This window comes from Streptomyces sp. A1136, assembly GCF_004795055.1.
GTDB lineage: Bacteria > Actinomycetota > Actinomycetes > Streptomycetales > Streptomycetaceae > Streptomyces.
This window is the reverse complement of sequence record NZ_SSBJ01000026.1, coordinates 87,528-109,745: the sequence shown is the minus strand read 5'-3', so window position 1 is coordinate 109,745 and position 22,218 is coordinate 87,528. Positions and strand designations below refer to the sequence as shown.

Below are 22,218 nucleotides of genomic sequence, written 5' to 3'. Positions count from 1 at the left end.
GGCCCGGTGACCTCAGCCGCCGGCGCGGGACGAAGACCCACAGGACAGACAGGACTCGGGAGACTAGGCATGACATTTCTGATCACCGGTGGCGCCGGGTACATCGGCGCGCACGTCGTCCGCGCGATGCTGCTCGCCGGCGAGCGGGTCGTCGTCCTCGACGACCTCTCCACGGGCGACGAGAGCCGCGTCCCCGAGGGCGTACCGCTGGTGATCGGCTCGGTCCTGGATCGGCTGACCCTGGACGAGACCATCGCCCGGCACGAGATCACCGGAGTGGTGCACCTCGCGGGCAAGAAGCAGGTCGGCGAGTCCGTCGAGAAGCCGCTGTACTACTACCACGAGAACGTGCAGGGCCTGACGGTACTGCTCCAGGCCGTGGCCGACGCCGGCATCCGCAACTTCCTGTTCTCCTCCTCCGCCTCCGTCTACGGGATGCCGGACGTCGACCTCGTCACCGAGGACACCCCCTGCCTGCCGCTGAGCCCGTACGGCGAGACCAAGCTGGCCGGCGAATGGCTGGTCCGCGCCGCGGGCAAGGCCCACGGCATCTCCACCGCCTGCCTGCGCTACTTCAACGTGGCGGGCGCCGCGACGCCGGAACTCGCCGACACGGGCGTCTTCAACCTCGTCCCGATGGTCTTCGAGCGCTACAGCGCCGGTGAGGGCGCGCGGATCTTCGGCGACGACTACCCGACCCCGGACGGCACCTGCATCCGCGACTACATCCACGTCGAGGACCTGGCCGACGCCCACGTGGTGGCCGCCCGCAGGCTCGCCGAGTGGGGCGCGCAGGGCCGGTACCAGGACCTCACGGTCAACATCGGCCGCGGTGAGGGGGTCTCCGTCCGCGAGATGGTCGAGCTGATGAACGCCCACACCGGGCACGACCTCGCCCCCGTGGTCACCCCGCGCCGCCCCGGCGACCCGGCGAAGGTGGTGGCCTCGGCCGACAAGATCGCCGCGGAGCTGGGCTGGAAGGCCAAGCACGACGTCCGCGAGATGATCACCTCGGCCTGGGCGGGCTGGGAAGCCAACCGCGCCGACGCCGTGGAGCACGTGGGCCGCTAGGGCGCCTCGTACGAAGCCGCCCGCCCCGGACCAGGTCCGGGGCGGGCGGCTTCACATGCGCGGGAGGGGGTCAGCGCTCCAGGAAGGAGAACAGCTCTTCCCAGCGGTCGGTGATCTCGGCGCTGGAGTAGCGGCGGACCTCGCGGAACGCGGTGTCGCCCAGCCGGTCGCGCAGACCGCCGTCCGTCATCAGCACGTCAAGGTGCCCGGCCAGCTCCATCGTGTTGCCGAGCCGGCCCAGCAGACCGTCCTCGCCGTGCCGCACGATCTCCCGCACGCCCGGCGCGCAGTCGAAGGCGACCACCGGCAGGCCGGCGGCCATCGCCTCCAGCAGCGTGATGGGGAAACCCTCGGCCCGCGAGGCCTGGGCGAAGACCGAAGCCCCGCGCAGCGCGCCCAGCACGTCGTCCGTGCTGCCCATCCACTGCACCGACTCCTCGATGCCGAGCTCGGCGGCGTGCGCCCGCAGCTTCGGTTCCTCCACTCCCGCGCCGTAGATCCGCAGCACCCAGTCGGGGTGGCGCGGCGCCGCGTCCGCCCAGGCGTCGAGCAGCAGGTCCATGCCCTTCTCGAAGGCGAGGCGGCCCACGCTCGCGACGACCTTCTCGGTGCGCGGGGCGGGGGAGTCCGGCATGAAGGGCAGCGGGTTCGGCATGCTGTCCACGTTCTGCACGCCCGCCCGGATCCACAGGTCCGCGTCCTCGGGCGTCAGCACCAGCAGCCGGTCCGCGTCCTGGTAGAAGCGGCGTACCCGCTCGCCCCGGGAGGACTTGTGGCTCGCCTCGTAGGACTCGTGGCTCATGCCGATGAGGGTGAGCCCCTTGGTGTCGGCGAGCGCCACCCACTCCATCGCCCACACCTGCGTGACGATGACCACGGCGCCCGGGCGGGCGACGCGGAACAGGGAGCTCAGCGTCTCGGCCTTGGCGCGCATCCCGGCGCGGCGGGCCGCCTGGCGGCGCCGCTCGGGGGCGTTGAGCCGCCCCTTGAGGCCGGTCAGTCGGCGCGCGCTCGGCGGCCGGGACGCGTACAGGGTGGTCGTCTCGTACGGGAGGTCCTGCGGGAACCTCTGCCGCAGCTCCTCCTCGACCGGCGCGATGCCGATGACGTGCACCCGGTGCCCGCGCTCGGTGAAGAGCCGGGCCATCTGGTGCGACCAGGTGGTCACACCGCCGAGCTCGTCCACGCTGTTGGACACGAGGAAGATGTCACGGCCGTCCGGCGTCGACGCGGCGGCCGGTTCGGCGGCGCTCTGCTGGCTCACTTGCCGCTCCTGGTGAAGAACTTCTCGACGATCTGGCGGGCGGCGTCCCCGCGGTCGTACTCGCCGAACTCGGTGAGGAAGCGCCGGCGCGCTCCCGCGTACTTGGCGTCGGCCTCGTCGAAGGCGGAGACGGCCTGCATCAGCTCGTCGGCGGTCGCCACCACCGGCCCCGGCGCCTTCTCCTTGAGGTCGAAGTAGGTGCCGCGGATGTCCGTCGCGTACGCCTCGTAGTCGTAGGCGAAGAACAGCATCGGCCGGTCCAGCACCGCGTAGTCGAACATCACCGACGAGTAGTCGGTGATCAGGCCGTCGGCGAGTGCCAGCAGCGGGGTGATGTCGTGGTGCCGGGAGACGTCGATCACCCGGCCCGCGACCGACGGCGGCAGCGAGACGCTGTTGAGGTAGTGCGTGCGCACCAACAGGACGAACCTGTCACCCAGCCGGTCCGCGAACTCCTCCACGTCGAACGGGAAGACGAAGTTCTCCACCGTGCCGTCGGCGCCGGCCCGGAAGGTCGGCGCGTACAGCAGCACCCGCTTGTCCGGGTCGATGCCCAGCTCGGCGGCGAGCGGCCCGCGGACCCGCTCCCCGCTCTGCACCTCGGCGCCGTGCGCCTCGACCAGGGCGTCGTTGCGCGGGTAGCCGCTGCGCACCAGGACCTCGTCGCGCAGGCGGAAGCCCTTGGCCAGGGTCCGGGCGTCGTGCTCGGAGCGGATGAGGAAGTGGTCGAAACGGTCCACGGCCGCCTGGAAGCGGTCTTGGCCGGCCTTGCCCTGGGCCTTGGTGCGGGGTTCGTGGAAACCCATCCGCTTGAGCGCGGAGCCGTGCCAGGTCTGGATGTAGGTGGTGCCCGCCCGCTTGGTCAACGCCAACGGGAAGCCCTGGTTGTCGACCCAGAACTCGGCCTGCGCCAGCGCCCGCAGGTACGGCCAGCTCCAGCGGCGCACCAGCGTGGCCTCCTTGGGGAAGCCGGTCGGCTTGGCGCCCGCGTAGGACCAGATGGCCTCGAAGGGCACGCCCTGGCGCACCATCTCCTCGTAGATCGCCTTCGGGCTGTCGCTGTACTGCTTGCCCATGTGGCTCTCGAAGACGACGGTGCCCTTCTTGAGCGGCAGCTTCGAGAAGACCTCGTGGTAGACCTTCACCTTCTGCTCGCCCGAGCCGATGTTGCGGCGGGCTCGCAGCGCCTTGCGCAGACCGCGCTTGACCACGCCTGCGGCCTTGCCGTGCATCGCGCTGTCGATCAGCGTCCGGGTGCGCACGGCGGCGGCGCCCTCGGCGGTCAGGACGTAGGAGAGGTTGCCCTTCTTGGTCACCTCCGGCTCGAAGCGGTCGGAGACCAGTCGGGTCAGCCGGGGGCGCACGCGCAGCCGGGCGGCCGACTCCAGGTCCACCCCGCCGACCGAGACGCGGGTGGTGATCCGCTCGCCGCCGGCCGTCAGCTTCAGCCGGACGTCCCAGACGGCGTCGATGATGCCCAGCGGACGGACGGTGCTCGCGACATCGGCGGTCGCGGTCCACTCGATCGTGTCACCGGCGTGGCGCACGGTTGTCGCCGGGAAACCGAACGAGCGCACGCCGATCTGGCGGCGGGCGCGGAATTCGAGGGTGGCCTTGAGCTCCTGCCCCTCCCGGATGCGTCCGAGCGGGTTGACGACGGCGCCGGACAGGGTGACCGTGCCGCGCCCGTCGTCCTCGTAGGAGGTGAGGCGGTTGCCCAGGGACAGCGAGTGGAGCGCGGTGGTGTGGAAGCCCTGCTCGGTGACGTCCAGTATCCGGCGGCCCTCGGCGTCGTCGAGGTGCCGGGAACACCAGTAGACCCGGCCGTCGCGTTCGGCCAGCGGCGACGTGAGACGGCCCTTGTTGGTCATCGCGTCCGCCGCCGGGAGCAGGTTGTCCCAGTCCTCCTTGCCGAGCAGGTAGGCGCAGATGGCCTGGAGGTGGTTGACGCTGTCGTAGGCGGCCGGGTCGATGCCGGCCAGGTAGCCGTTGGCCAGGCGGGCGAACTCCTGGCGGTACGCGTCGCCCAGCAGGGGCAGGTCGCGCAGGTGGAGCACCAGGTCGTGCTTGAGGAACTTGGCGTCCTTGGCGGTCTTGATGTCGGTGTGGCCCTTGGAGGCCAGCAACTCGTCGACGCGCCGGTGGATCTCCATCCGGTGGACGAAGTTCGCGATCTCGTGGCGCCGGTTGCTGATCGACTTCGCCGCCGCCTTCTCGACCACGTTCCAGAAGTAGACATGGTTGGGGATCAGCGTGATGCGGCGCGCGGCGACGTACGCCTGCGCGGAGAACAGCAGGTCCTCGTAGTGGATGCCGACCGGGAACTCCAGGCCCTGCTCCAGCAGGAAGGCGCGCCGGTAGCACTTGTTCGTGGAGAGAGTGTCGTACACCAGCAGGTCCGGGTACTCGGTGATCGACTCCAGCGTGCGGGTGCGGGAGTAGATCCACGGGTACCACTCGGTGGTCTTGCCCCACCGGTTGTCCAGGTGCACGCGCACGCACATGCCCGAGACCAGGTCGGAACCCGTCCGCTCGGCCGCGGACAGCATGTTGCGGCAGGCGTTTCGTTCCAGCACGTCGTCGCTGTCCAGGAACATGACGTAGGTGCCGGTGGCCTGCTTGATGCCGTGATTGCGCGGCGCGCCGCAGCCACCGCTGTTCTCCGGCAACCGGAAGGCGCGCACCCTGCCCGGATGGGCGGCCTCCAGTTCCTGGGCGACCGCGTAGGACCGGTCCTTGCTGCAGTCGTCCACGATCACGACTTCGACCCCGTGAAGGGTCTGGTCCAAAACCGACTGGACGGCTGTCGACAGACGCTCTGCGTCGTTATAGACGATGACGACCACGGAGACGTCAGGCACGTGCACCTCGATCCCTTTGTTCCATTCCGCCCTCGGACTCCGTCCGAGGGGACCCCCCGCCCGTCAAAGCTACCGTGTGTCACGCGCGACTCCGGCAGGCCGGCCCGGCCGTGCATACTTCTGAGGAAGAGGTGTGTGGCGGGTCCGGTCGCCGACAATCACCCGTTCGGACCCAGCAGGAAGTGTTCATGACCAAGCTGTCGGTAGTTGTCCCTTGTTACAACGAAGAAGCAGTCATCGACAGTTTCGACGTCGAGATCCGCAGGGTCCTGGACGCGCTGCCCGTCACCTATGAGGTGTGTTACGTCGACGACGGCAGTCGCGACGGGACCCTCGACAAGCTCCGCAAGATCGCCGCGGAACACGGCGAGCAGACGCGCTACGTCTCCTTCAGCCGCAACTTCGGCAAGGAGGCGGGCATGCTCGCCGGTCTGCGCGAGGCCACCGGTGACGCTGTGGTGATCATGGACGCCGATCTCCAGCACCCGCCCGAGCTGATCGCCACCATGCTCGACTACCACCGGCAGGGGCACGACCAGATCATCGCCCGGCGCACGCGCGAGGGGGACAAGAAGGTCCGCTCCGCGCTCAGCCGGCTCTACTACCGCGGCGTCAACCGCTGGGTCGACGTCGAGCTCACCGACGGGGTCGGCGACTTCCGGTTGCTCTCCCGCGCGGCCGTCGACGCCCTGCTGTCGCTGCCGGAGTACAACCGCTTCTCCAAGGGGCTCTTCTCCTGGATCGGCTTCGACACCGTCCACTTCGACTACCGCAACGCGCAGCGCGAGGCCGGCGAGACGAAGTGGAAGTTCGGCTCCCTGCTGAACTACGCCATGGACGGCCTGATCTCCTTCAACAACCGGCCACTGCGAATCGGTATCTGGCTCGGCGTGTCCCTCGTGGCCCTGACCGGGCTCTACGCGCTGTGGATCACCGTCATGGCGATCACCCACGGCGTCGAGTCCCCCGGATACGTCACCCTCGTCGCGCTCATCACGGGCCTCGGCGGCGTACAGATGATCATGCTGGGATTGATCGGCGAGTACATCGGCCGCATCTACTACGAGACCAAGCGCAGGCCCCACTTCCTGGTGAAGGAGGCGCACGGCGCGGGCCGGGACGCTACCCCCGCCCGAGGCGCGGACGCCACCGAGGCCGTGATTGTGGAGCGCAGTCGAGGATGACGGCCGACGGCACCACGGGCAATCCCGCTACGCCCACCACTCCCGGTACGGGCGGTACACCCGGTACGGGCGGCACCCGCGCCACACGGCGCGAGCAGCTCGGGCAGGTCGTCCGCTTCGGCCTCGTCGGCGGGGTGAACACCGGCACCTTCTTCGGCATCTACCTGCTCCTGCACCCGTGGATGCCCTACTTCGCCGCCTACACCCTGGCCTTCCTGCTCTCGATGGTCGGCTCGTTCTTCATGAACACCTACTTCACCTACCGGACCCGGCCGACCTGGAAGAAGTTCGCGCTCTTCCCGCTGACCAACGTCACCAACTACGTGATCCAGTCGGTCGGCCTCTACGCCCTGGTGACCTGGGCCGGGATGGACACCCGGATCGCCCCGCTGGTCGCGGCCGTCGTGGCGATCCCGTTCACCTTCCTGCTCTCGCGCAAGATCCTCGTGCCCGGGGCGGCCCGGGCGGGCGCCGGTCAGGACCCGGCGGCGGCCGGTCAGGGCCCGGCCCGAAGCTCGTCCACGCTCTGAAACCGCCGCGCGACCCCGGCCGGCCACCCCGTAGATTGAGGGCGCAAGGATCAGGCAAGGGGCAAGGGGAAGACGTGTCAGCGGCTAGGCAGAGCGTCGTGGACGCCCGCAGGATCGTCGTCAAGGTCGGCTCCTCCTCGCTGACCACCGCGGCGGGCGGTCTCGACGCCGACCGGGTGGACGCGCTGGTCGACGTACTGGCCAAGGCCCGCAGCGGCGGCGAGAAGGAGATAGTCCTGGTCTCCTCCGGCGCCATCGCCGCCGGGCTCTCCCCCCTCGGACTGCGCCGCCGGCCCAAGGACCTGGCCCGCCAGCAGGCCGCGGCGAGCGTCGGACAGGGCCTGCTCGTCGCCCGGTACACCGCCTCTTTCGCCCGCTACGGCATCCGGGTCGGCCAAGTCCTGCTGACCAGCGACGACACCAGCCGGCGCGCGCACTACCGCAACGCCTACCGGACCCTGGACCAACTCCTCGTCATGGGGGCCCTGCCCGTCGTCAACGAGAACGACACCGTGGCCACGGACGAGATCCGCTTCGGCGACAACGACCGGCTGGCGGCCCTCGTCGCCCACCTCGTCCGCGCCGACCTGCTGGTACTGCTGTCCGACGTCGACGGCCTCTACGACGGGGACCCGTCACTGCCCGGCACCACCCGGGTCGAGGAAGTGCGCGGCCCCGAGGACATCGCCCACGTGTCCATCGGCAGCGCGGGCAAGGCGGGTGTCGGCACCGGCGGCATGGTCACCAAGGTCGAGGCCGCGCGGATCGCGGCGGCCGCCGGCGTCCCGGTGGTCCTGACCTCCGCCAGCCAGGCCGCGGACGCCCTCGCCGGCCGGCCCACCGGCACCCTCTTCCACGCGACGGGCCGCCGCTCGGCGGACCGGCTGCTGTGGCTCCAACACGCCTCGACCCCCCAGGGACACCTCGTACTCGACGACGGCGCGGTGCGCGCGGTCACCGAGCGAGGCAGTTCCCTGCTGCCCGCCGGGATCGCCGCGGTGGAAGGCGAGTTCGTCGCCGGTGATCCCGTGGAGCTGCGCTCGGCGGACGGCCGCGCGGTGGCCCGGGGCCTGGTCAATTTCGACGCCAAGGAACTCCCGAGGCTGCTGGGGCGCTCCACCCGCGAGCTCGCGCGAGAGCTCGGACCCGCGTACGAGCGGGAGGTCGTCCACCGGGACGATCTGGTGCTGCTGGAGGGCTGAGGTTCGGTAAAACCGCCGCATGGCAGGCCAAGGACTGGTCAACTGTGAGAGGCAGACGGACACGCGGGGCGTGGTGGAGCGGACAGGAGGCGGCTGGTGAGGCGAGCGCTGACCAGCGTCGGCACCGGGGACGGTGACGGCGGCGGAGGCGGGGATCAGGGCGACACCTCCCGTCTCTGGCACGTGACCCTGAGCGTCTCCGGCAAGCCGGCCCCGCTGCGCGAGGTGCGGCGCGGGCTGGAACAGCTCGCGCATGATCACCCTTTTCTGCTGACCAGCCGGTATGCCGATGACCACGCGGAGATCCGGTACTGGGAGGAGGCCCGCGACCTCCACGACGCGGCTGCCGTCGCCCTGCGGCTGTGGGGCGAGCACCGCTCCTCGGCGCGGCTGCCGCCCTGGGAGATCGTCGGCCTGGAGGTCATCGACCGCGCGACCTACCACCAACGCATGGCGGAAGGTTACGGCCCGCCCCCGGCCCACCCGGTAGGCGTGCACCCCTACTAGGCCGTGTCTACCAGGCCTGGCCGCGTCCCTCGGTTCGGCCCCGGTGGTCCGACCCGGGCTTCGAGGGCCGCGTCAGCGGCGAGGACCCGGGCCGCTGCTTCCCGCCGGCAAAGCCGCCCCGCACGCCCGCCCCCGGGCGGAGTCGGGCCGTCCTCCCGCCTGCCCGCCGTGCGGCGGCACCAACTCCCCGTCGGACCTGAGGGCCGGTCGGCCGGCACCCGGGTACGAACCCGCGACCCGGCCGGGGCAGCCGCCCCGGTGTCCGGACGCCCGTGGGGGCCGGGCGCCGGACAACCCCGCGCAGGCGGCGTCTCGCGGGGTGAAACCCCGGCCGGTGGGAGCCGGGCGGGGATTACCCTGGCCGCATGACCTCGTACGACGCCCCCAGCCCCGTCACCGCCACCGCGCGAGCCGCCCGGACCGCCGCCGCGGCCATCGCCCCGCTCCCGCGGTCCGCCAAGGACGCCGCCCTCCTGGCCGTCGCGGACGCGCTGGAGGCCCGTACGGCCGAGATCGTCGAGGCCAACGCGGTCGACACCGCCAAGGCCGCCGCGGCCGGCACCAGCGAGACCGTCATCGACCGCCTCACCCTCACCCCCGAACGCGTCCGCGCCATCGCCTCCGACGTGCGCGACGTCGCCGCCCTCCCCGACCCCGTCGGCGAGGTCGTCCGCGGCTCGACCCTCCCCAACGGCATCGACCTGCGCCAGATCCGGGTCCCCCTCGGCGTCGTCGGCATCATCTACGAGGCGCGCCCCAACGTCACCGTCGACGCCGCCGCCCTCTGCCTCAAGTCCGGCAACGCCGTTCTCCTGCGAGGCAGTTCCTCCGCCTACGCCTCGAACACCGCCCTCGTCGGCATCCTCCGCGACGCCATCGTCTCCGCCGGTCTCCCCGCGGACGCGATCCAGCTCGTCCCCGGTGAGTCCCGCGACTCGGTCCGCGAGCTGATGCGCGCCCGCGGGCTCGTCGACGTCCTCATCCCGCGCGGCGGCGCCTCGCTCATCAAGACCGTCGTCGAGGAGTCCACCGTTCCGGTGATCGAGACCGGTACCGGCAACTGCCACGTCTACGTCGACGCCCAGGCCGACCTCGCCATGGCCGTGGACATCCTCGTCAACTCCAAGGCGCAGCGGCCCTCGGTCTGCAACGCCGCCGAGACGCTCCTGGTGCACCGGGACATCGCCGCCGCCTTCCTCCCCCTGGCCCTGGACGCCCTCGCGGACGCGGGCGTCACCGTCCACGGCGACGGCGAGGTCCTCTCGTACGCCGAAGACACCAAGGTGACCGCGCTGCCCGCCACCGACGAGGACTGGGCCGCCGAATACCTCTCCTACGACATCGCCGCCGCCGTCGTGGACTCCCTCGACGACGCCGTCACCCACATCCGCCGGTGGACCTCCGGGCACACCGAGGCGATCGTCACCACCTCGCAGGCCGCCGCCCGCCGCTTCACCCAGTTGGTCGACTCGACCACGGTCGCGGTGAACGCCTCCACCCGGTTCACGGACGGTGGCCAGTTCGGCTTCGGCGCGGAGATCGGCATCTCCACCCAGAAGCTGCACGCCCGAGGCCCGATGGGCCTTCCCGAGCTGACCTCGACCAAGTACATCGTCACCGGAGACGGTCACATCCGGTAGCCGATCGGGCGACGCGGTGTGGCCGGATTTCCGCTTACACCCTGCCCAATGCAGCCCCCCAGGTCTACGCTGTCCCCGTGCCGGACGACGTGGGGGGCAAGCCGTTCCCGGACGACGGTGAGCCCGACGACGACCGCGGAGGCGCGGATCAGGACTTCGCCTCCGTGGTGTTCGACGAGGACTTCGTCCGGAACGCCGAGATTCACGAACCGAGCGCCGCCGAGCGCCAGTGGGCGGCCGACCGGGCCCGCGCCGAGGCCGCCGAGGCCGCGCGCGTGGCCGGTGGCCGGACCGGCGAGGACGAGCACGACGGCTACGGATACGGGCCGCCCGGCGCCTTCGGCCTCGACGAACCCGGCTGGGAGTACGGCGGATACGGCCACGGTTACCCGGAAGGTCCCTACGGGGCCTACGGGGGGCGCCTGCGGCCCTACCGGGGCCGCTCGCCCTGGCTGCGCCCGGTCGCCTGGGTGCTCGCCGTCGTCATGGGCCTGGGCATGGTCGCCCTGGCGTTCAGCGCGGTGTACCGCAGTGCCGAAGGCGACCCGGACCCCGCTCCCGCCCCGGCCAGCACCCCCTTGCGGGAAGTCACCGGCGCCGGGGCGTTTACGTACCCCGTCGGCCGCCAACCCTGAGAGTACGACCCCTTGCACACGACCCCACTCGCGTGACCGGAGCCGGGGGCTTCTCTGAAGCGGGGACAGCGGGGAGAAGCGATGGCCGTTCCAGGAGACCCACCCCACGGCACCCCCGACGGCATGGGCGGGGGCGATGACGACTTCCGGCCGGACGAGTACCGGTCCGTGGTGTTCGACGAGGACTTCGTCCGCGCGGCCCGACTTCAGGAGTACTCCGCCGAGGAACGCATGGGCGAGCACGCCCGGGCCGTGCGCAGTCGCTCCCTCTGGTCCGGCGGCGGCGGCGTCGGCCACCGCACCGGCGCGCCCGGTCGGGGCGCCCGGCAGGGCATGCTGCTGGTACTGCTCATCGCCACGGCCTTCGCGGTCGCCGTGTACATGGGCTTGCGCAACCCGTACGTCCCCACGCCCGAGGGCGTGACCCAGCCGTTCGGCAGCGTCGTCGTCCCGCTCGCGCCGACCACCCCCGTGCCCGGCGGACGTCCCGCCGACCTGTTCGCGCAGAGTCCCGCGGCGCAGTACGCCGTCGGGGCCGCCGGTATCACCCTGCCCGCGCTGCGCCACACCGCGCACTTCAGCGAGAGCCAGATCGTCTCCGCGCTGTCCATCGCGAAGGACTACCTGGTGCAGTCCTCGCTGGAACCGGACGTGCTGGCCGGCGCCGTCTCCCGGCCGGTGCGGGTCCTGCTCGACCCGGGCCAGGTGGCGCAGTTCGACCAGAGCATGACCTCGCCCTCGGGGGACGGCCGGCACGCCGCCACCGGTTGGCTGGTCCGCTTCGACCCGGGCACCGCCGTGGTCGTCGACACACGCGTACGGGTCAGTGGCACCCTCGCCTTCGACGAGGTGACCCCTGACGCGCTGCAGGTGACCACCGACCACACCTTCGTGTACGCGGTCGGCCCCGCCACCGGGTCCCCGGCTTCCGCCGCAGGTGCCTCGCTCTTCACCGTGCGGCGCGAGTTGCAACTGCGCTTCGACCGCGCCGACCTCGCGGCCCGGCGCGTGGAACTGGTCTCGGCCTACGTGGTGGCCGGACCGCAGGACTGTGCCCAAGACCCGGCGGCGGGTTTCCGCCCGCTGCTCGCCGGTGCCGCGCCGACCACCGTGGGGCCGCCCGCCAGCGATCCGTACGCCACCGGCGAGCCGAGGCGCGCGGCCGGGCTGTGCGGCGTACTGGCGACGGCGACCTCCTCGGACACCCCCGACCCGCCGCCGGACGGCGCGACCACTCCTGCCCAGCCCCAGCCCTAACCCTCGCTCTTGCCGCCGTCGGCCTGTGCCGGGCCCTCGCCGCCGCTCTCGCCCGTGCCGCCGTCCCGGGCGCCCTTCGGGTCCCGGCCGGCTCCACCCGCCGCGCCCGCGCCCGCGTTGGAACCGGAGCCGGTGAACACGACCCGGAGCTTGCCACCGAGGTCGCCCGCGCCGCCGGCGAGGTCGCCGACCAGCTTCATCAAGGGGTCCTTGCTATTGCGCACGGTGTCGGCGTAGTGCGAGGCGGACTCGCGGAAGGAATCGCCGACCGAGGTGTCCTTGTCCTCGTCCCGCCGCGGGTAGTGGCCGTCCATGATCCGCTGGTAGTCCCGGTGCTGCGACCACTTCTTCAACTCCGCCGCGCGCACCGTGGTGAAGGGATGCGTACGCGGCAGCATGTTGAGGATCTTCAGCACGGAGTCGCGCAGGTCACCGCTCGCCTCGTACTCCTCGGCCTGGGCCAGGAAGGCGTCCACGTTCATCTCGTGCAGGTGGTGGCCGCCCGCCAGCTTCATCAGCCCGCGCATCGAGGCGTGCACGTCCTGCCCGACCAGCAGTCCCGCCCGGTCGGCGGACAGCTCCGACTTGCGGAACCACTCCCGCAGCGCCGTGACGATCGCCGTGATCGCCACATTGCCCAGTGGGATCCAGGCCACCTTCACCGCCAGGTTCGTCAGGAACAGCAGGACGGTGCGGTACACGGAGTGCCCGGACAGCGCGTGGCCCACCTCGTGGCCGATGACCGCACGCATCTCCTCCTCGTCGAGCAGCTCGATCAGGCCCGTCGTCAGCACGATGATCGGCTCGTCCAGCCCGATGCACATGGCGTTCGGCTTGGGGTCCTGCTGCACGTACATCTGCGGGACCCGCTCCAGGTCCAGGACGTAGCAGGCGTCGAGCAGCATGCCGTGCAGGTGGGGGAACTGCGTCTCGCCCACCCGGACCGAATCCGAGAGGAACAGCAGCCGCAGGCTCCGCTCGGGCAGCAGCCCGCTGAGGGCCTTGAACACCGTGTCGAAGCCGCTGAGCTTGCGCAGGGCGACGAGGGCCGAGCGGTCCGCCGGATGCTCGTACGCCCGCGAGGAAATGCCGGGGAACCTCCTGCGGTTCCGGGCCGGTACCTTCTCGGTTCCGGTGTTCGTCATAGCGCCCTCCCCCTGGATAGACCTGGACAGACCCGTCTGCGTGCGCGTCCATCCTCTCCAACGCCTGAGTCGGCGTGAGCGTGCCCCGGGCCCCCGCATACGATGTGAGGGAAGTCTCCGCTCCCTCCCGACTCGATAGGTACCTGCCTGATGAGCCTCTCCACCACCACCCACAACCTGGTCGTTCTCGCCTCGGAGGGTGCCGAGCAGCACGGCGGCAACCACGACAGCCTGAGCCCCTACCTGACCGGCGGCGGCGCCTTCTGCGTCCTGCTGCTCCTGCTCTGGATGACCACGCGCCTCAACCGCGACCGCTGAACCCCGTCGTCCCGCGCGGCGTCCGGCCGCGCGCGCACCCGGGCACCCGCCCGCCCGCGGGTCGGGGCCGGGCCACCGGGCCAGTAGGCTCTGCGCTCATGGGAGAGCAGGGAACGCCTACCGGCCCGGTCAAGCGCCGCCTCGGCGTGATGGGCGGGACATTCGATCCGATCCACCACGGACACCTGGTGGCCGCCAGTGAGGTGGCCGCCCTCTTCCACCTCGACGAGGTGGTCTTCGTACCGACCGGCCAGCCGTGGCAGAAGTCGCACAGCGTCGTGTCCCCGGCCGAGGACCGCTACCTCATGACGGTCATCGCGACGGCCTCGAACCCCCAGTTCTCGGTGAGCCGCATCGACATCGACCGCGGCGGGCCGACGTACACGATCGACACGTTGCGGGACCTCAGCGCCCTCAACCACGACTCGGACCTGTTCTTCATCACCGGTGCCGACGCCCTCGCGCAGATCCTGACCTGGCGCAACGCCGAGGAGCTGTTCTCCCTCGCGCACTTCATCGGCGTGACCCGGCCGGGCCACGTACTGACCGACGACGGGCTGCCCGAGGGCGGTGTCTCCCTGGTCGAGGTGCCCGCGCTCGCGATCTCGTCCACCGACTGCCGGGCGCGCGTGGCGCAGGGCGATCCCGTCTGGTATCTGGTGCCGGACGGTGTGGTGCGCTACATCGACAAGCGTGAGCTGTACCGGGGAGCCTGAGCTTCCGGTTCCGGAGAGAGGGGCCCCGCGGTGAACGACCGACAGGACGCGTACGACCCGTACGCCGCCCAGGAGCAACAGCTCATCGGCTACGACCCGTACGGTCGTCCGGTGTACGGGCAGGCACCCGCCCAGGCCCCCGCCCCGCCCTACGAGGCGTACGAGCAGCCGTACGGCTACGGGTACGAGGCCCAGGCTCCCGGGCAGCACCCCTACCCGCAGGCCCCCGCCGCCCCGGACCACGGCGCGCGGGACGGGGGGTACGGCCAGGAGCAGTACGCCCCCGGCGCGGGCCACGGGTACGACACGCAGCAGGCCCGCCAGTGGATTCCCCACCAGCAGGCCCCACAGCCGCTCCCGCACCACCAGGCCCCGCCGCCCGCACCCGTGCCCCAGGTGCCCGAGCCGCGCCGGGCCGCCCCCGAGGGCGCCCCCTCCCGGCCCGCCGCCGCCGAGGCCGGGGCCGTCCCCGAGGCCGGCCGGGACTACCGCACCGAGATGTTCGCGTTCATCGACCAGCCGGACGAGGAGTCCGAGGACGTCATCGACTGGCTCGCCTTCACCGAGAGCCGCACCGAACGCCGCGAGGAGGCCCGCCGCCGCGGCCGCAACCGGATCGCCGCGCTGATCGTCGTCCTCGCCCTGTTCGTCGTCGGCGGCGCCGGCTACCTCTGGTACGCGGGTGACCTGCCCTTCCTCGACGGGCCGGGCGCGCAGAAGAAGCCGGCGGCCGGCGGGGCGCAGAAACGCGACATGATCGTCGTCCACGTGCTCAACACCAAGAAGGGCGGCTCTTCCACGGTGCTGCTCATCGACAACGTGACCACGAAGCAGGGCGCCACCGTCCTGCTGCCGAACACGTTGACCGTCCCCGGGCCGGACGGCGCCGGCCGGCCCCTGGCCAAGGCGGTCGAGGACGGCGGCCTCGGCACCCGAGAGGCACTCGACTCGGTCCTCGGCACCCGGATCGGCGGAACCTGGCGCCTGGACACCCCCTTCCTGGAGCGGCTCGTCGAGTTGGTCGGCGGCGTCGTGGTCGACACCGACACCGCCGTTCCCGCCGACGACCAGGCGAAGACCCCGGCCGTGTCCCAGGGCGCCAAGCAGAACCTGACCGGCGCGATGGCCGTCGCCTACGCCACGTACCGCGCCCAGGGCGAGCCGGAGACCAAGCAGCTCCAGCGGCTCGGCACGGTGCTGTACGCCGTCCTGCGCAAGATCCCCGGCGACCCCAAGGCGGCCGCGGTGACCGTCGACAGCATGGGGCAGATCCTGGACCCGGCGCTCAACGCGCAGAACCTGGGCGCACTGCTGTCGCGGATCGGCGAGCACGCCAAGGTGGGCGCCTACCGCACCGAGGTGCTCCCCGTGAAGCCGGACGGCGGCCTCGCAGACGGCGCCGCGAAGAAGACCGTCGACGACATCCTCGGCGGCTCCGCCACCGCCGTCCCCGGCGTCGCGCCCAGGATCGGCCTCAAGGACGCCACGGGGGACGAGAAGGCGCAGCTCGCGGCGAAGGCGGCGCTGTTGAACGGCGGCTACACGCTCGTGGAGGGCGGCAAGGCCGACAAGACCGCGACCGTCTCGCAGATCAGCTACCGGGACGACGCGCTGCGGGCCAAGGCGATCGAGGTGGCCAAGACCCTGGGACTGCCCGAGACGGCCGTCAAGAAGGCCGACAGCCCGGTGAACGCGGACGTCGTGGTGCTCCTGGGCAAGGACTACAAGGCGTCCTGAGCGCCGCGCCCGGCCCGTGAACCGGGGTGTTCGCCCGCGCGGAACCTTCCGCGCGGGTGGTGTCGGCGGTACGTGAGACCCTTGAGAGGATCTGCCCGCCAACCCGAAAGCATGGCCAGTGACCGCCACGGACCGCTCCATCGAGCTCATCACCGCCGCCGCCCAGGCCGCGGCCGACCGGCTCGCGCACGACATCATCGCGTACGACGTCAGCGACGTGCTGTCGATCACCGACGCCTTCCTCCTCGCCTCCGCGCCCAACGACCGCCAGGTCAAGTCGATCGTGGACGAGATCGAGGAGCGCCTGCTCAAGGAACTCGGCGCCAAGCCGGTGCGCCGCGAGGGCGACCGCGACGCCCGCTGGATCCTGCTCGACTACGTCGACATCGTCGTGCACGTCCAGCACAGCGAGGAGCGGGTCTTCTACGCCCTGGAGCGCCTGTGGAAGGACTGCCCCGAGATCGAGCTCCCCGAGGACGCCAAGCTCACCATCGGCAAGGCCGAGGAGCACGCGAAGCTGCGCGAGGCGCAGGGCGACGACGAACTGGACGGTGATCTGTTCTGAGCACGACCGACACGGGCACGACCGGTACGACCGCCTCCACCGAACCGACCACCTCCCCGGCACCGGCCGCCTCGGCCGCGCCGGAGGGCAAGGACGGTCGGGCCGGCCGGAAGATCGTCCTTTGGCGGCACGGCCAGACCTCCTGGAACCTGGAGCGCCGCTTCCAGGGCTCCACGGACATAGAGCTGACCGAGGCCGGTGTGGCACAGGCGCGCCGCGCCGCCCGGCTGCTCGCGTCGCTGAAGCCGGACGCCATCGTCGCCTCCGACCTCCGCCGCGCCTCCGCCACGGCCGCCGAACTGGCCGCCGTCACCGGCCTCCCGGTAGCGCACGACGAGGCGCTGCGCGAGACGTACGCGGGCGAGTGGCAGGGGCTCACGCACGAGGAGATCCTCCACAAGTACGGCGAGCAGTACGCGGCGTGGAAGCGCGGCGAGCCCGTCCGGCGCGGTGGCGGTGAGCTGGAGACCGAGGTCGCCGACCGGGCCGCGCCGGTGGTGCTGCGCCACGCCGACCTGCTGCCCGAGGGCGGCACGCTCGTCGTGGTCAGCCACGGCGGGACGATCCGTACGACCATCGGCCGCCTGTTGGGGCTGGAGGCGTCCTCCTGGGAGAGCCTGGGCGGGCTCTCCAACTGTTGCTGGTCGGTCCTCGGCGAGGGCGCGCGCGGCTGGCGCCTCATGGAACACAACGCCGGCACGCTGCCGGAGCCGGTGCTCGGCGACGACGACTGAGCACCGCCCGTGCGGGCTCCCGGCCGGATTTCACTTTCCGGCTGGTCACAGGCTAGAGTTCTTCTTGTTCGCAGCGCGGAACACCGGAAACGGCGGGGAGCGCGGCGGAGAGCGGGGCTATAGCTCAGTTGGTAGAGCGCCTGCATGGCATGCAGGAGGTCAGGAGTTCAATTCTCCTTAGCTCCACAATCGGTATCCCGTCCCCAACAGGGGGCGGGATACTTGCGTTTGTTCCTTTTGTGCTTGCTGACCCGGCCCGTACCGGCATGGCAGAATCGGACGGCCGGAGGGGGACACGACGGCCCGACGCGGGAGGGAGTCGCTGACGGATGGGTGCACACCGGCGGCGGTGCGACTGGTGCAACAACGGCACGCCGATCGTGCGGGACATGGAGCCGGTCAACCCCGACTACCAGTACTGGTGCGAGGAATGCGCGCGGGCGCTGATCATAAAAGGCGACCCCATCGAGACGTACCGCGAGCTGGAGGGCGAGCCGATCTATGGCCGGCTGCTCGACGAGCACTGCACGCTCAAGCGGTTCTACCAGTTCGCAAAGGCGTGACGAAACGGACGTAGCGGTGCATGTCGGGCATGGCCTCGGGATCGCGGAAACCGATTTTTGGACCAGGGCCATGACCGTGTAATGTTTGGGACGTCGCCAAGGGGAACCGGCAAGGGAAACCGAAGCGACGACAAGCAGTACGGCGGTACGAGGGGCTATAGCTCAGTTGGTAGAGCGCCTGCATGGCATGCAGGAGGTCAGGAGTTCAATTCTCCTTAGCTCCACAGTGAAGAGGAAGCGGGCCACCCGGATCGGGTGGCCCGCTTCTCGTTGTGCGGAACGCCCGAGCGGGTGTCGGGGCCGCTGCGGTACCCTGACGCCATGCGTGCCGTACGCCTTCTGCTTACCGAGCCGCGCTGATCGGACCGACCCTTCGAGACGGTCGGCATCGGCGCGGCGTCCCCTCCTGTGCGAGGGGTTTTTTCGTTTGGGCAGGCAGAGACGGCAGAGACGATCGATGGAGCTTCAGAAATCATGAGCGAGACGAACACCCCGGCCCCCGAGGCGGCCGAGGCGCACCGCTACACGGCTGCCATGGCCGCCGACATCGAGGCACGCTGGCAGGACGTATGGGACGCGGAGGGCACCTACGAGGCCCCCAACCCGACCGGTGACCTGGCCGGAGACCCCGCGGTCGTCGCGCGACCCAGCAAGTTCATCATGGACATGTTCCCGTACCCCTCCGGTGCGGGCCTGCACGTCGGCCACCCGCTCGGGTACATCGCCACGGACGTCTTCGCCCGTCACCAGCGGATGTCCGGCCACAACGTCCTGCACACCCTGGGCTTCGACGCCTTCGGCCTGCCGGCCGAGCAGTACGCCGTGCAGACCGGCACGCACCCGCGCGTGTCCACCGAGGCCAACATCGAGAACATGAAGGTCCAGCTGCGCCGGCTGGGCCTGGGCCACGACAAGCGCCGCTCGTTCGCGACGATCGACCCGGACTACTACAAGTGGACGCAGTGGATCTTCCTGCAGATCTACAACTCCTGGTACGACACCGACGCCGAGAAGGCCCGCCCGATCGCCGAGCTGGTCGCCGCCTTCGAGGACGGCTCCCGTGAGGTCCCCGGCGGCCGTGCCTGGGCGGAGCTGGACGCGGCCGAGCGGGCCGACCTGCTGAACGAGTACCGGCTGGCCTACGCCTCGGACGCGCCCGTGAACTGGTGCCCGGGCCTGGGCACCGTACTGGCGAACGAGGAGGTCACCGCCGACGGCCGGTCCGAGCGCGGCAACTTCCCCGTCTTCAAGGCGAAGCTGAGCCAGTGGAACATGCGGATCACGGCCTACGCCGACCGCCTGCTGGACGACCTGGACGCGCTGGACTGGCCCGAGGCCATCAAGCTCCAGCAGCGCAACTGGATCGGTCGCAGCGAAGGCGCGCGCGTCGACTTCGCCGTCGGCGACGACGCCATCACCGTCTTCACCACCCGCCCCGACACGCTGTTCGGCGCCACCTACATGGTGCTGGCGCCCGAGCACGAGCTGGTCGAGAAGATCGTCCCGGCCGCGTGGCCCGAGGGCACCCACCAGGTGTGGACCGGCGGCGCCGCGACCCCGCGCGAGGCGGTCGACGCGTACCGCAAGCAGGCCGCGGCCAAGTCGGACGTCGAGCGCCAGGCCGAGGCCAAGGACAAGACCGGTGTCTTCACCGGCGCCTACGCCACCAACCCGGTCAGCGGCGACCAGGTCCCCGTCTTCATCGCCGACTACGTCCTGATGGGCTACGGCACCGGCGCGATCATGGCCGTCCCGGCGCACGACAGCCGCGACTTCGCCTTCGCCCGTGCCTTCGAACTGCCCATGCGCTGTGTCGTGGAGCCGTCCGACGACCGCGACGCCGACCCGGCGGAGTGGGACGACGCGTTCTCCTCCTACGACGGCACGATCGTCAACTCGTCCGGCGATGGCGTCTCCCTGGACGGCCTGGGCGTGGTCGAGGCGAAGGCCCGCATCACCGAATGGCTGGCCGGCCGCGGTATCGGCGAGGGCACCGTCAACTTCCGCCTGCGCGACTGGCTGTTCAGCCGCCAGCGCTACTGGGGCGAGCCCTTCCCGATCGTCTACGACGAGGACGGCGTCGCGCACCCGCTGCCCGAGTCGATGCTGCCGCTGGAGCTGCCGGAGGTCGAGGACTACTCACCGCGCACCTTCGAGCCGGACGACGCCGCCTCGAAGCCCGAGACCCCGCTGTCGCGCAACGAGGACTGGGTCCACGTGGAGCTGGACCTGGGCCGCGGCGAGGGCGTCAAGCGCTACCGCCGCGAGACCAACACCATGCCGAACTGGGCCGGCTCCTGCTGGTACGAGCTGCGCTACCTGGACCCGCACAACGACTCGGCGCTGGTGGACCCGGCCGTCGAGCGGTACTGGATGGGCCCGCGCGAGGGCGCCCCGCACGGCGGCGTCGACCTGTACGTGGGCGGCGCCGAGCACGCGGTGCTGCACCTGCTGTACGCGCGCTTCTGGTCCAAGGTGCTGTTCGACCTGGGCCACGTCTCGTCCGCCGAGCCGTTCCACAAGCTGTTCAACCAGGGCATGATCCAGGCCTACGCGTACACCGACGCGCGCGGCGTGTACGTGCCCGCGGCCGAGGTGGAGGAGCGCGACGGCGGCTACTTCCACCAGGGCGAGCCGGTCAAGCGCGAGCACGGCAAGATGGGCAAGTCCCTGAAGAACGCGGTCACGCCGGACGAGATCTGCGAGGAGTACGGCGCCGACACGCTGCGCCTGTACGAGATGGCGATGGGTCCGCTGGACGTGTCGCGTCCGTGGGACACGCGTGCCGTGGTCGGCCAGTACCGGCTGCTCCAGCGCCTGTGGCGCAACATCGTGGACGAGGAGACGGGCGCGGTGACCGTCGTCGACGCCGAGCCGACCGAGGACACCCTGCGCGCGCTGCACAAGGCCATCGACGGGGCCGGCGCGGACCTGGCGGGGCTGCGCTTCAACACCGCCATCGCGAAGATCACCGAGCTGAACAACTTCCTGACCAAGGCCGGCCGGCCGCTGGAGCGCTCGGTCGCCGAGCGGCTGGTGCTGCTCGTCGCGCCGCTGGCGCCGCACATCGCGGAGGAGCTGTGGCACCGGCTGGGGCACAGCGACTCGGTGGTCCACCAGGACTTCCCGGTCGCGGACCCGGCGTACGTGGTCGACGAGAGCGTGACGTGCGTCGTCCAGGTCAAGGGCAAGGTCAAGGGCCGCCTGGAGGTTTCGCCGACGATCTCCGAGGGCGAGCTGGAGCAGTTGGCGCTGGCCGACGAGGCGGTCGTGGCGGCGCTGGGCGGGGCGGAGATCCGCAAGGTGATCGTGCGCGCGCCGAAGCTGGTGAACATCGTCATCTGAGGGCCGGACGCCGGGCGCCGTACGCCGCGTGCCGGGCGCCCGATGCACGCGGCGTGACCCGGCTGTGGGGTCGGGTGTAGGGGTCTTCCCGTACGGGCAGGTTGGGGGTTCGATTGGAACCCCCGGCCTGCCCGTTGCGTTTACGGTGGAGGGGACGGAATACGCAGGGGAAGGGAGCCTCATGGAGGCGGGCGCGTTGGTGATCTTTGCCCTGTTGGTGCTGTTCGCCTTCTTGGGGCTGGGTGTGTGGGCCACGGTGAAGGCGGTCGGCGCCGCGAAGCGCGGCGTGGACCGGACGATCACGCAGGCCCGGCGGACGGTGGAGGACACGACCCTCAGGGCCCGGAGCCTGGGTCAGGTGGGCGTCACCGCGGGGTTGGCGCAGTTGCGGCTCGACCTGCGGACCTCGATGCGGGCGACGCAGCAGACGCTGTACCAGGGCGTGCAGACGGACAGCTCGCTGAGGGAGTCCATCGGTCTCTTCGAGCGGTTGAGCGAGCACGGGCACGACTTGGACGCCGAACTGAAGCGGCTGGAACAGGAGCCCGACCGCAAGCGGATCGCCGCGAGCCTGCCCGACCTGCGGGAGCGCACGCGCAAGATCACGGAGTCGGCGGACTCCCTGCGGTGGGCGGCGCGGGAGCGCGCCCGGCGCTTCGCGGAGGACGAGCTGTCCGCGCTGTCGGAGCAGATCGAGGTGGAATCGGGCGCCCTGCGCGACTGGTCGCGGGAGTCGGTGGACGACCTGACGGCGGCGGCCTCCTGGGACGCGGGCGCGCCGGAGACCCGGGCCGGGGGATCGAAGGAGTCTCGCCCGGCCGCCCTGAATCCCGCGTCCGCGCCGGTCAGACACCCCTGGCAGAAGGCGCCGCGGCCGGAGACGACCGCGTGAGGCGGGCGGCGGCCTGAGGACTCGGGCCGAGGCGCCTGAGAGGTCCGCGCCG

The 22,218-nt window shown here is 71.2% G+C and carries 19 protein-coding genes and 2 tRNA genes; 18 read left to right on the top strand and 3 right to left on the bottom strand.

Features of this window, described 5'->3' with window-relative positions:
• Positions 1–69: 69 nt before the first annotated feature.
• Positions 70–1,071 (top strand): UDP-glucose 4-epimerase GalE, encoded by a 1,002-nt coding sequence (galE, locus tag E6R62_RS24560; RefSeq protein ID WP_136215693.1) that lies wholly within the window; start codon positions 70–72, stop codon positions 1,069–1,071.
• 70 nt (positions 1,072–1,141) lie between these two features.
• Here galE and E6R62_RS24555 read toward each other — a convergent pair whose 3' ends face one another.
• Together E6R62_RS24555 and E6R62_RS24550 are read right to left on the bottom strand one after the other, a co-directional pair.
• Positions 1,142–2,335, bottom strand: a complete 1,194-nt coding sequence (locus E6R62_RS24555) for a glycosyltransferase (RefSeq protein ID WP_136215692.1) — start codon at positions 2,333–2,335, stop codon at positions 1,142–1,144.
• Entirely contained in the window at positions 2,332–5,202 is a 2,871-nt protein-coding gene (locus E6R62_RS24550) for a CDP-glycerol glycerophosphotransferase family protein (protein ID WP_136215691.1), read from the bottom strand. The genes E6R62_RS24555 and E6R62_RS24550 overlap by 4 nt, the downstream gene beginning before the upstream one ends.
• Before the next feature lie 182 nt (positions 5,203–5,384).
• Between E6R62_RS24550 and E6R62_RS24545 the strand changes: the two genes are divergently transcribed.
• The 7 genes from E6R62_RS24545 to E6R62_RS24515 all read left to right on the top strand — a co-directional run bounded on the left by E6R62_RS24545 (position 5,385) and on the right by E6R62_RS24515 (position 12,151).
• The gene (locus tag E6R62_RS24545) at positions 5,385–6,380 is read left to right on the top strand and encodes a glycosyltransferase family 2 protein (protein WP_240801860.1); all 996 of its coding nucleotides are present in this window, start codon (positions 5,385–5,387) and stop codon (positions 6,378–6,380) included.
• Positions 6,377–6,910, top strand: coding sequence for a GtrA family protein (locus tag E6R62_RS24540; RefSeq protein WP_240801859.1), 534 nt, complete (start codon positions 6,377–6,379; stop codon positions 6,908–6,910). The genes E6R62_RS24545 and E6R62_RS24540 overlap by 4 nt, the downstream gene beginning before the upstream one ends.
• Positions 6,911–6,984: 74 nt before the next feature.
• The gene (gene proB / locus E6R62_RS24535) at positions 6,985–8,112 is read left to right on the top strand and encodes a glutamate 5-kinase (protein WP_136215690.1); all 1,128 of its coding nucleotides are present in this window, start codon (positions 6,985–6,987) and stop codon (positions 8,110–8,112) included.
• A 108-nt stretch (positions 8,113–8,220) separates the two neighbouring features.
• Positions 8,221–8,619: a hypothetical protein gene (locus E6R62_RS24530; protein WP_240801862.1), complete on the top strand. Its 399-nt coding sequence runs from the start codon at positions 8,221–8,223 to the stop codon at positions 8,617–8,619.
• A gap of 365 nt (positions 8,620–8,984) precedes the next feature.
• Positions 8,985–10,259, top strand: coding sequence for a glutamate-5-semialdehyde dehydrogenase (locus E6R62_RS24525; RefSeq protein ID WP_136215688.1), 1,275 nt, complete (start codon positions 8,985–8,987; stop codon positions 10,257–10,259).
• Between the two features lie 77 nt (positions 10,260–10,336).
• On the top strand, positions 10,337–10,894 hold the full coding sequence (locus E6R62_RS24520) for a hypothetical protein (RefSeq protein WP_240801858.1): 558 nt from the start codon (positions 10,337–10,339) through the stop codon (positions 10,892–10,894).
• 81 nt (positions 10,895–10,975) lie between these two features.
• Complete coding sequence (locus E6R62_RS24515; protein WP_136215687.1) at positions 10,976–12,151, top strand: hypothetical protein; 1,176 nt, start codon at positions 10,976–10,978, stop codon at positions 12,149–12,151.
• On the opposite strand, the gene E6R62_RS24510 is transcribed toward E6R62_RS24515, so the two are convergent.
• Entirely contained in the window at positions 12,148–13,296 is a 1,149-nt protein-coding gene (locus tag E6R62_RS24510; protein WP_136215686.1) for a M48 family metallopeptidase, read from the bottom strand. The genes E6R62_RS24515 and E6R62_RS24510 overlap by 4 nt on opposite strands.
• Positions 13,297–13,446: 150 nt before the next feature.
• On the opposite strand from E6R62_RS24510, the gene E6R62_RS39720 reads away from it, so the two are divergent.
• The 10 genes from E6R62_RS39720 (at position 13,447) to E6R62_RS24465 (ending at position 22,166) form a co-directional block, all read left to right on the top strand.
• Positions 13,447–13,614, top strand: coding sequence for a hypothetical protein (locus E6R62_RS39720; RefSeq protein ID WP_168714160.1), 168 nt, complete (start codon positions 13,447–13,449; stop codon positions 13,612–13,614).
• Between the two features lie 98 nt (positions 13,615–13,712).
• Positions 13,713–14,330 carry a nicotinate-nucleotide adenylyltransferase gene (nadD, locus tag E6R62_RS24505; RefSeq protein WP_136215685.1) on the top strand — a complete coding sequence of 206 codons (618 nt, stop codon included), beginning with the start codon at positions 13,713–13,715 and terminating at the stop codon, positions 14,328–14,330.
• 30 nt (positions 14,331–14,360) lie between these two features.
• Entirely contained in the window at positions 14,361–16,067 is a 1,707-nt protein-coding gene (locus E6R62_RS24500) for a LytR C-terminal domain-containing protein (protein WP_136215684.1), read from the top strand.
• A gap of 118 nt (positions 16,068–16,185) precedes the next feature.
• Positions 16,186–16,632, top strand: coding sequence for a ribosome silencing factor (rsfS, locus tag E6R62_RS24495; RefSeq protein ID WP_136215683.1), 447 nt, complete (start codon positions 16,186–16,188; stop codon positions 16,630–16,632).
• Between the two features lie 113 nt (positions 16,633–16,745).
• Entirely contained in the window at positions 16,746–17,366 is a 621-nt protein-coding gene (locus E6R62_RS24490) for a histidine phosphatase family protein (protein ID WP_136215682.1), read from the top strand.
• A 113-nt stretch (positions 17,367–17,479) separates the two neighbouring features.
• Positions 17,480–17,552: transfer RNA gene (locus E6R62_RS24485), tRNA-Ala, on the top strand.
• Between the two features lie 143 nt (positions 17,553–17,695).
• Positions 17,696–17,929, top strand: a complete 234-nt coding sequence (locus E6R62_RS24480; RefSeq protein ID WP_136215681.1) for a hypothetical protein — start codon at positions 17,696–17,698, stop codon at positions 17,927–17,929.
• Between the two features lie 151 nt (positions 17,930–18,080).
• Positions 18,081–18,153: transfer RNA gene (locus E6R62_RS24475), tRNA-Ala, on the top strand.
• A gap of 250 nt (positions 18,154–18,403) precedes the next feature.
• A complete protein-coding gene (leuS, locus tag E6R62_RS24470; protein WP_136215680.1) occupies positions 18,404–21,274 on the top strand; it encodes a leucine--tRNA ligase in 2,871 nt (956 codons plus the stop codon).
• A 181-nt stretch (positions 21,275–21,455) separates the two neighbouring features.
• Complete coding sequence (locus E6R62_RS24465) at positions 21,456–22,166, top strand: hypothetical protein (RefSeq protein ID WP_136215679.1); 711 nt, start codon at positions 21,456–21,458, stop codon at positions 22,164–22,166.
• The last annotated feature ends 52 nt before the right edge of the window (positions 22,167–22,218 follow it).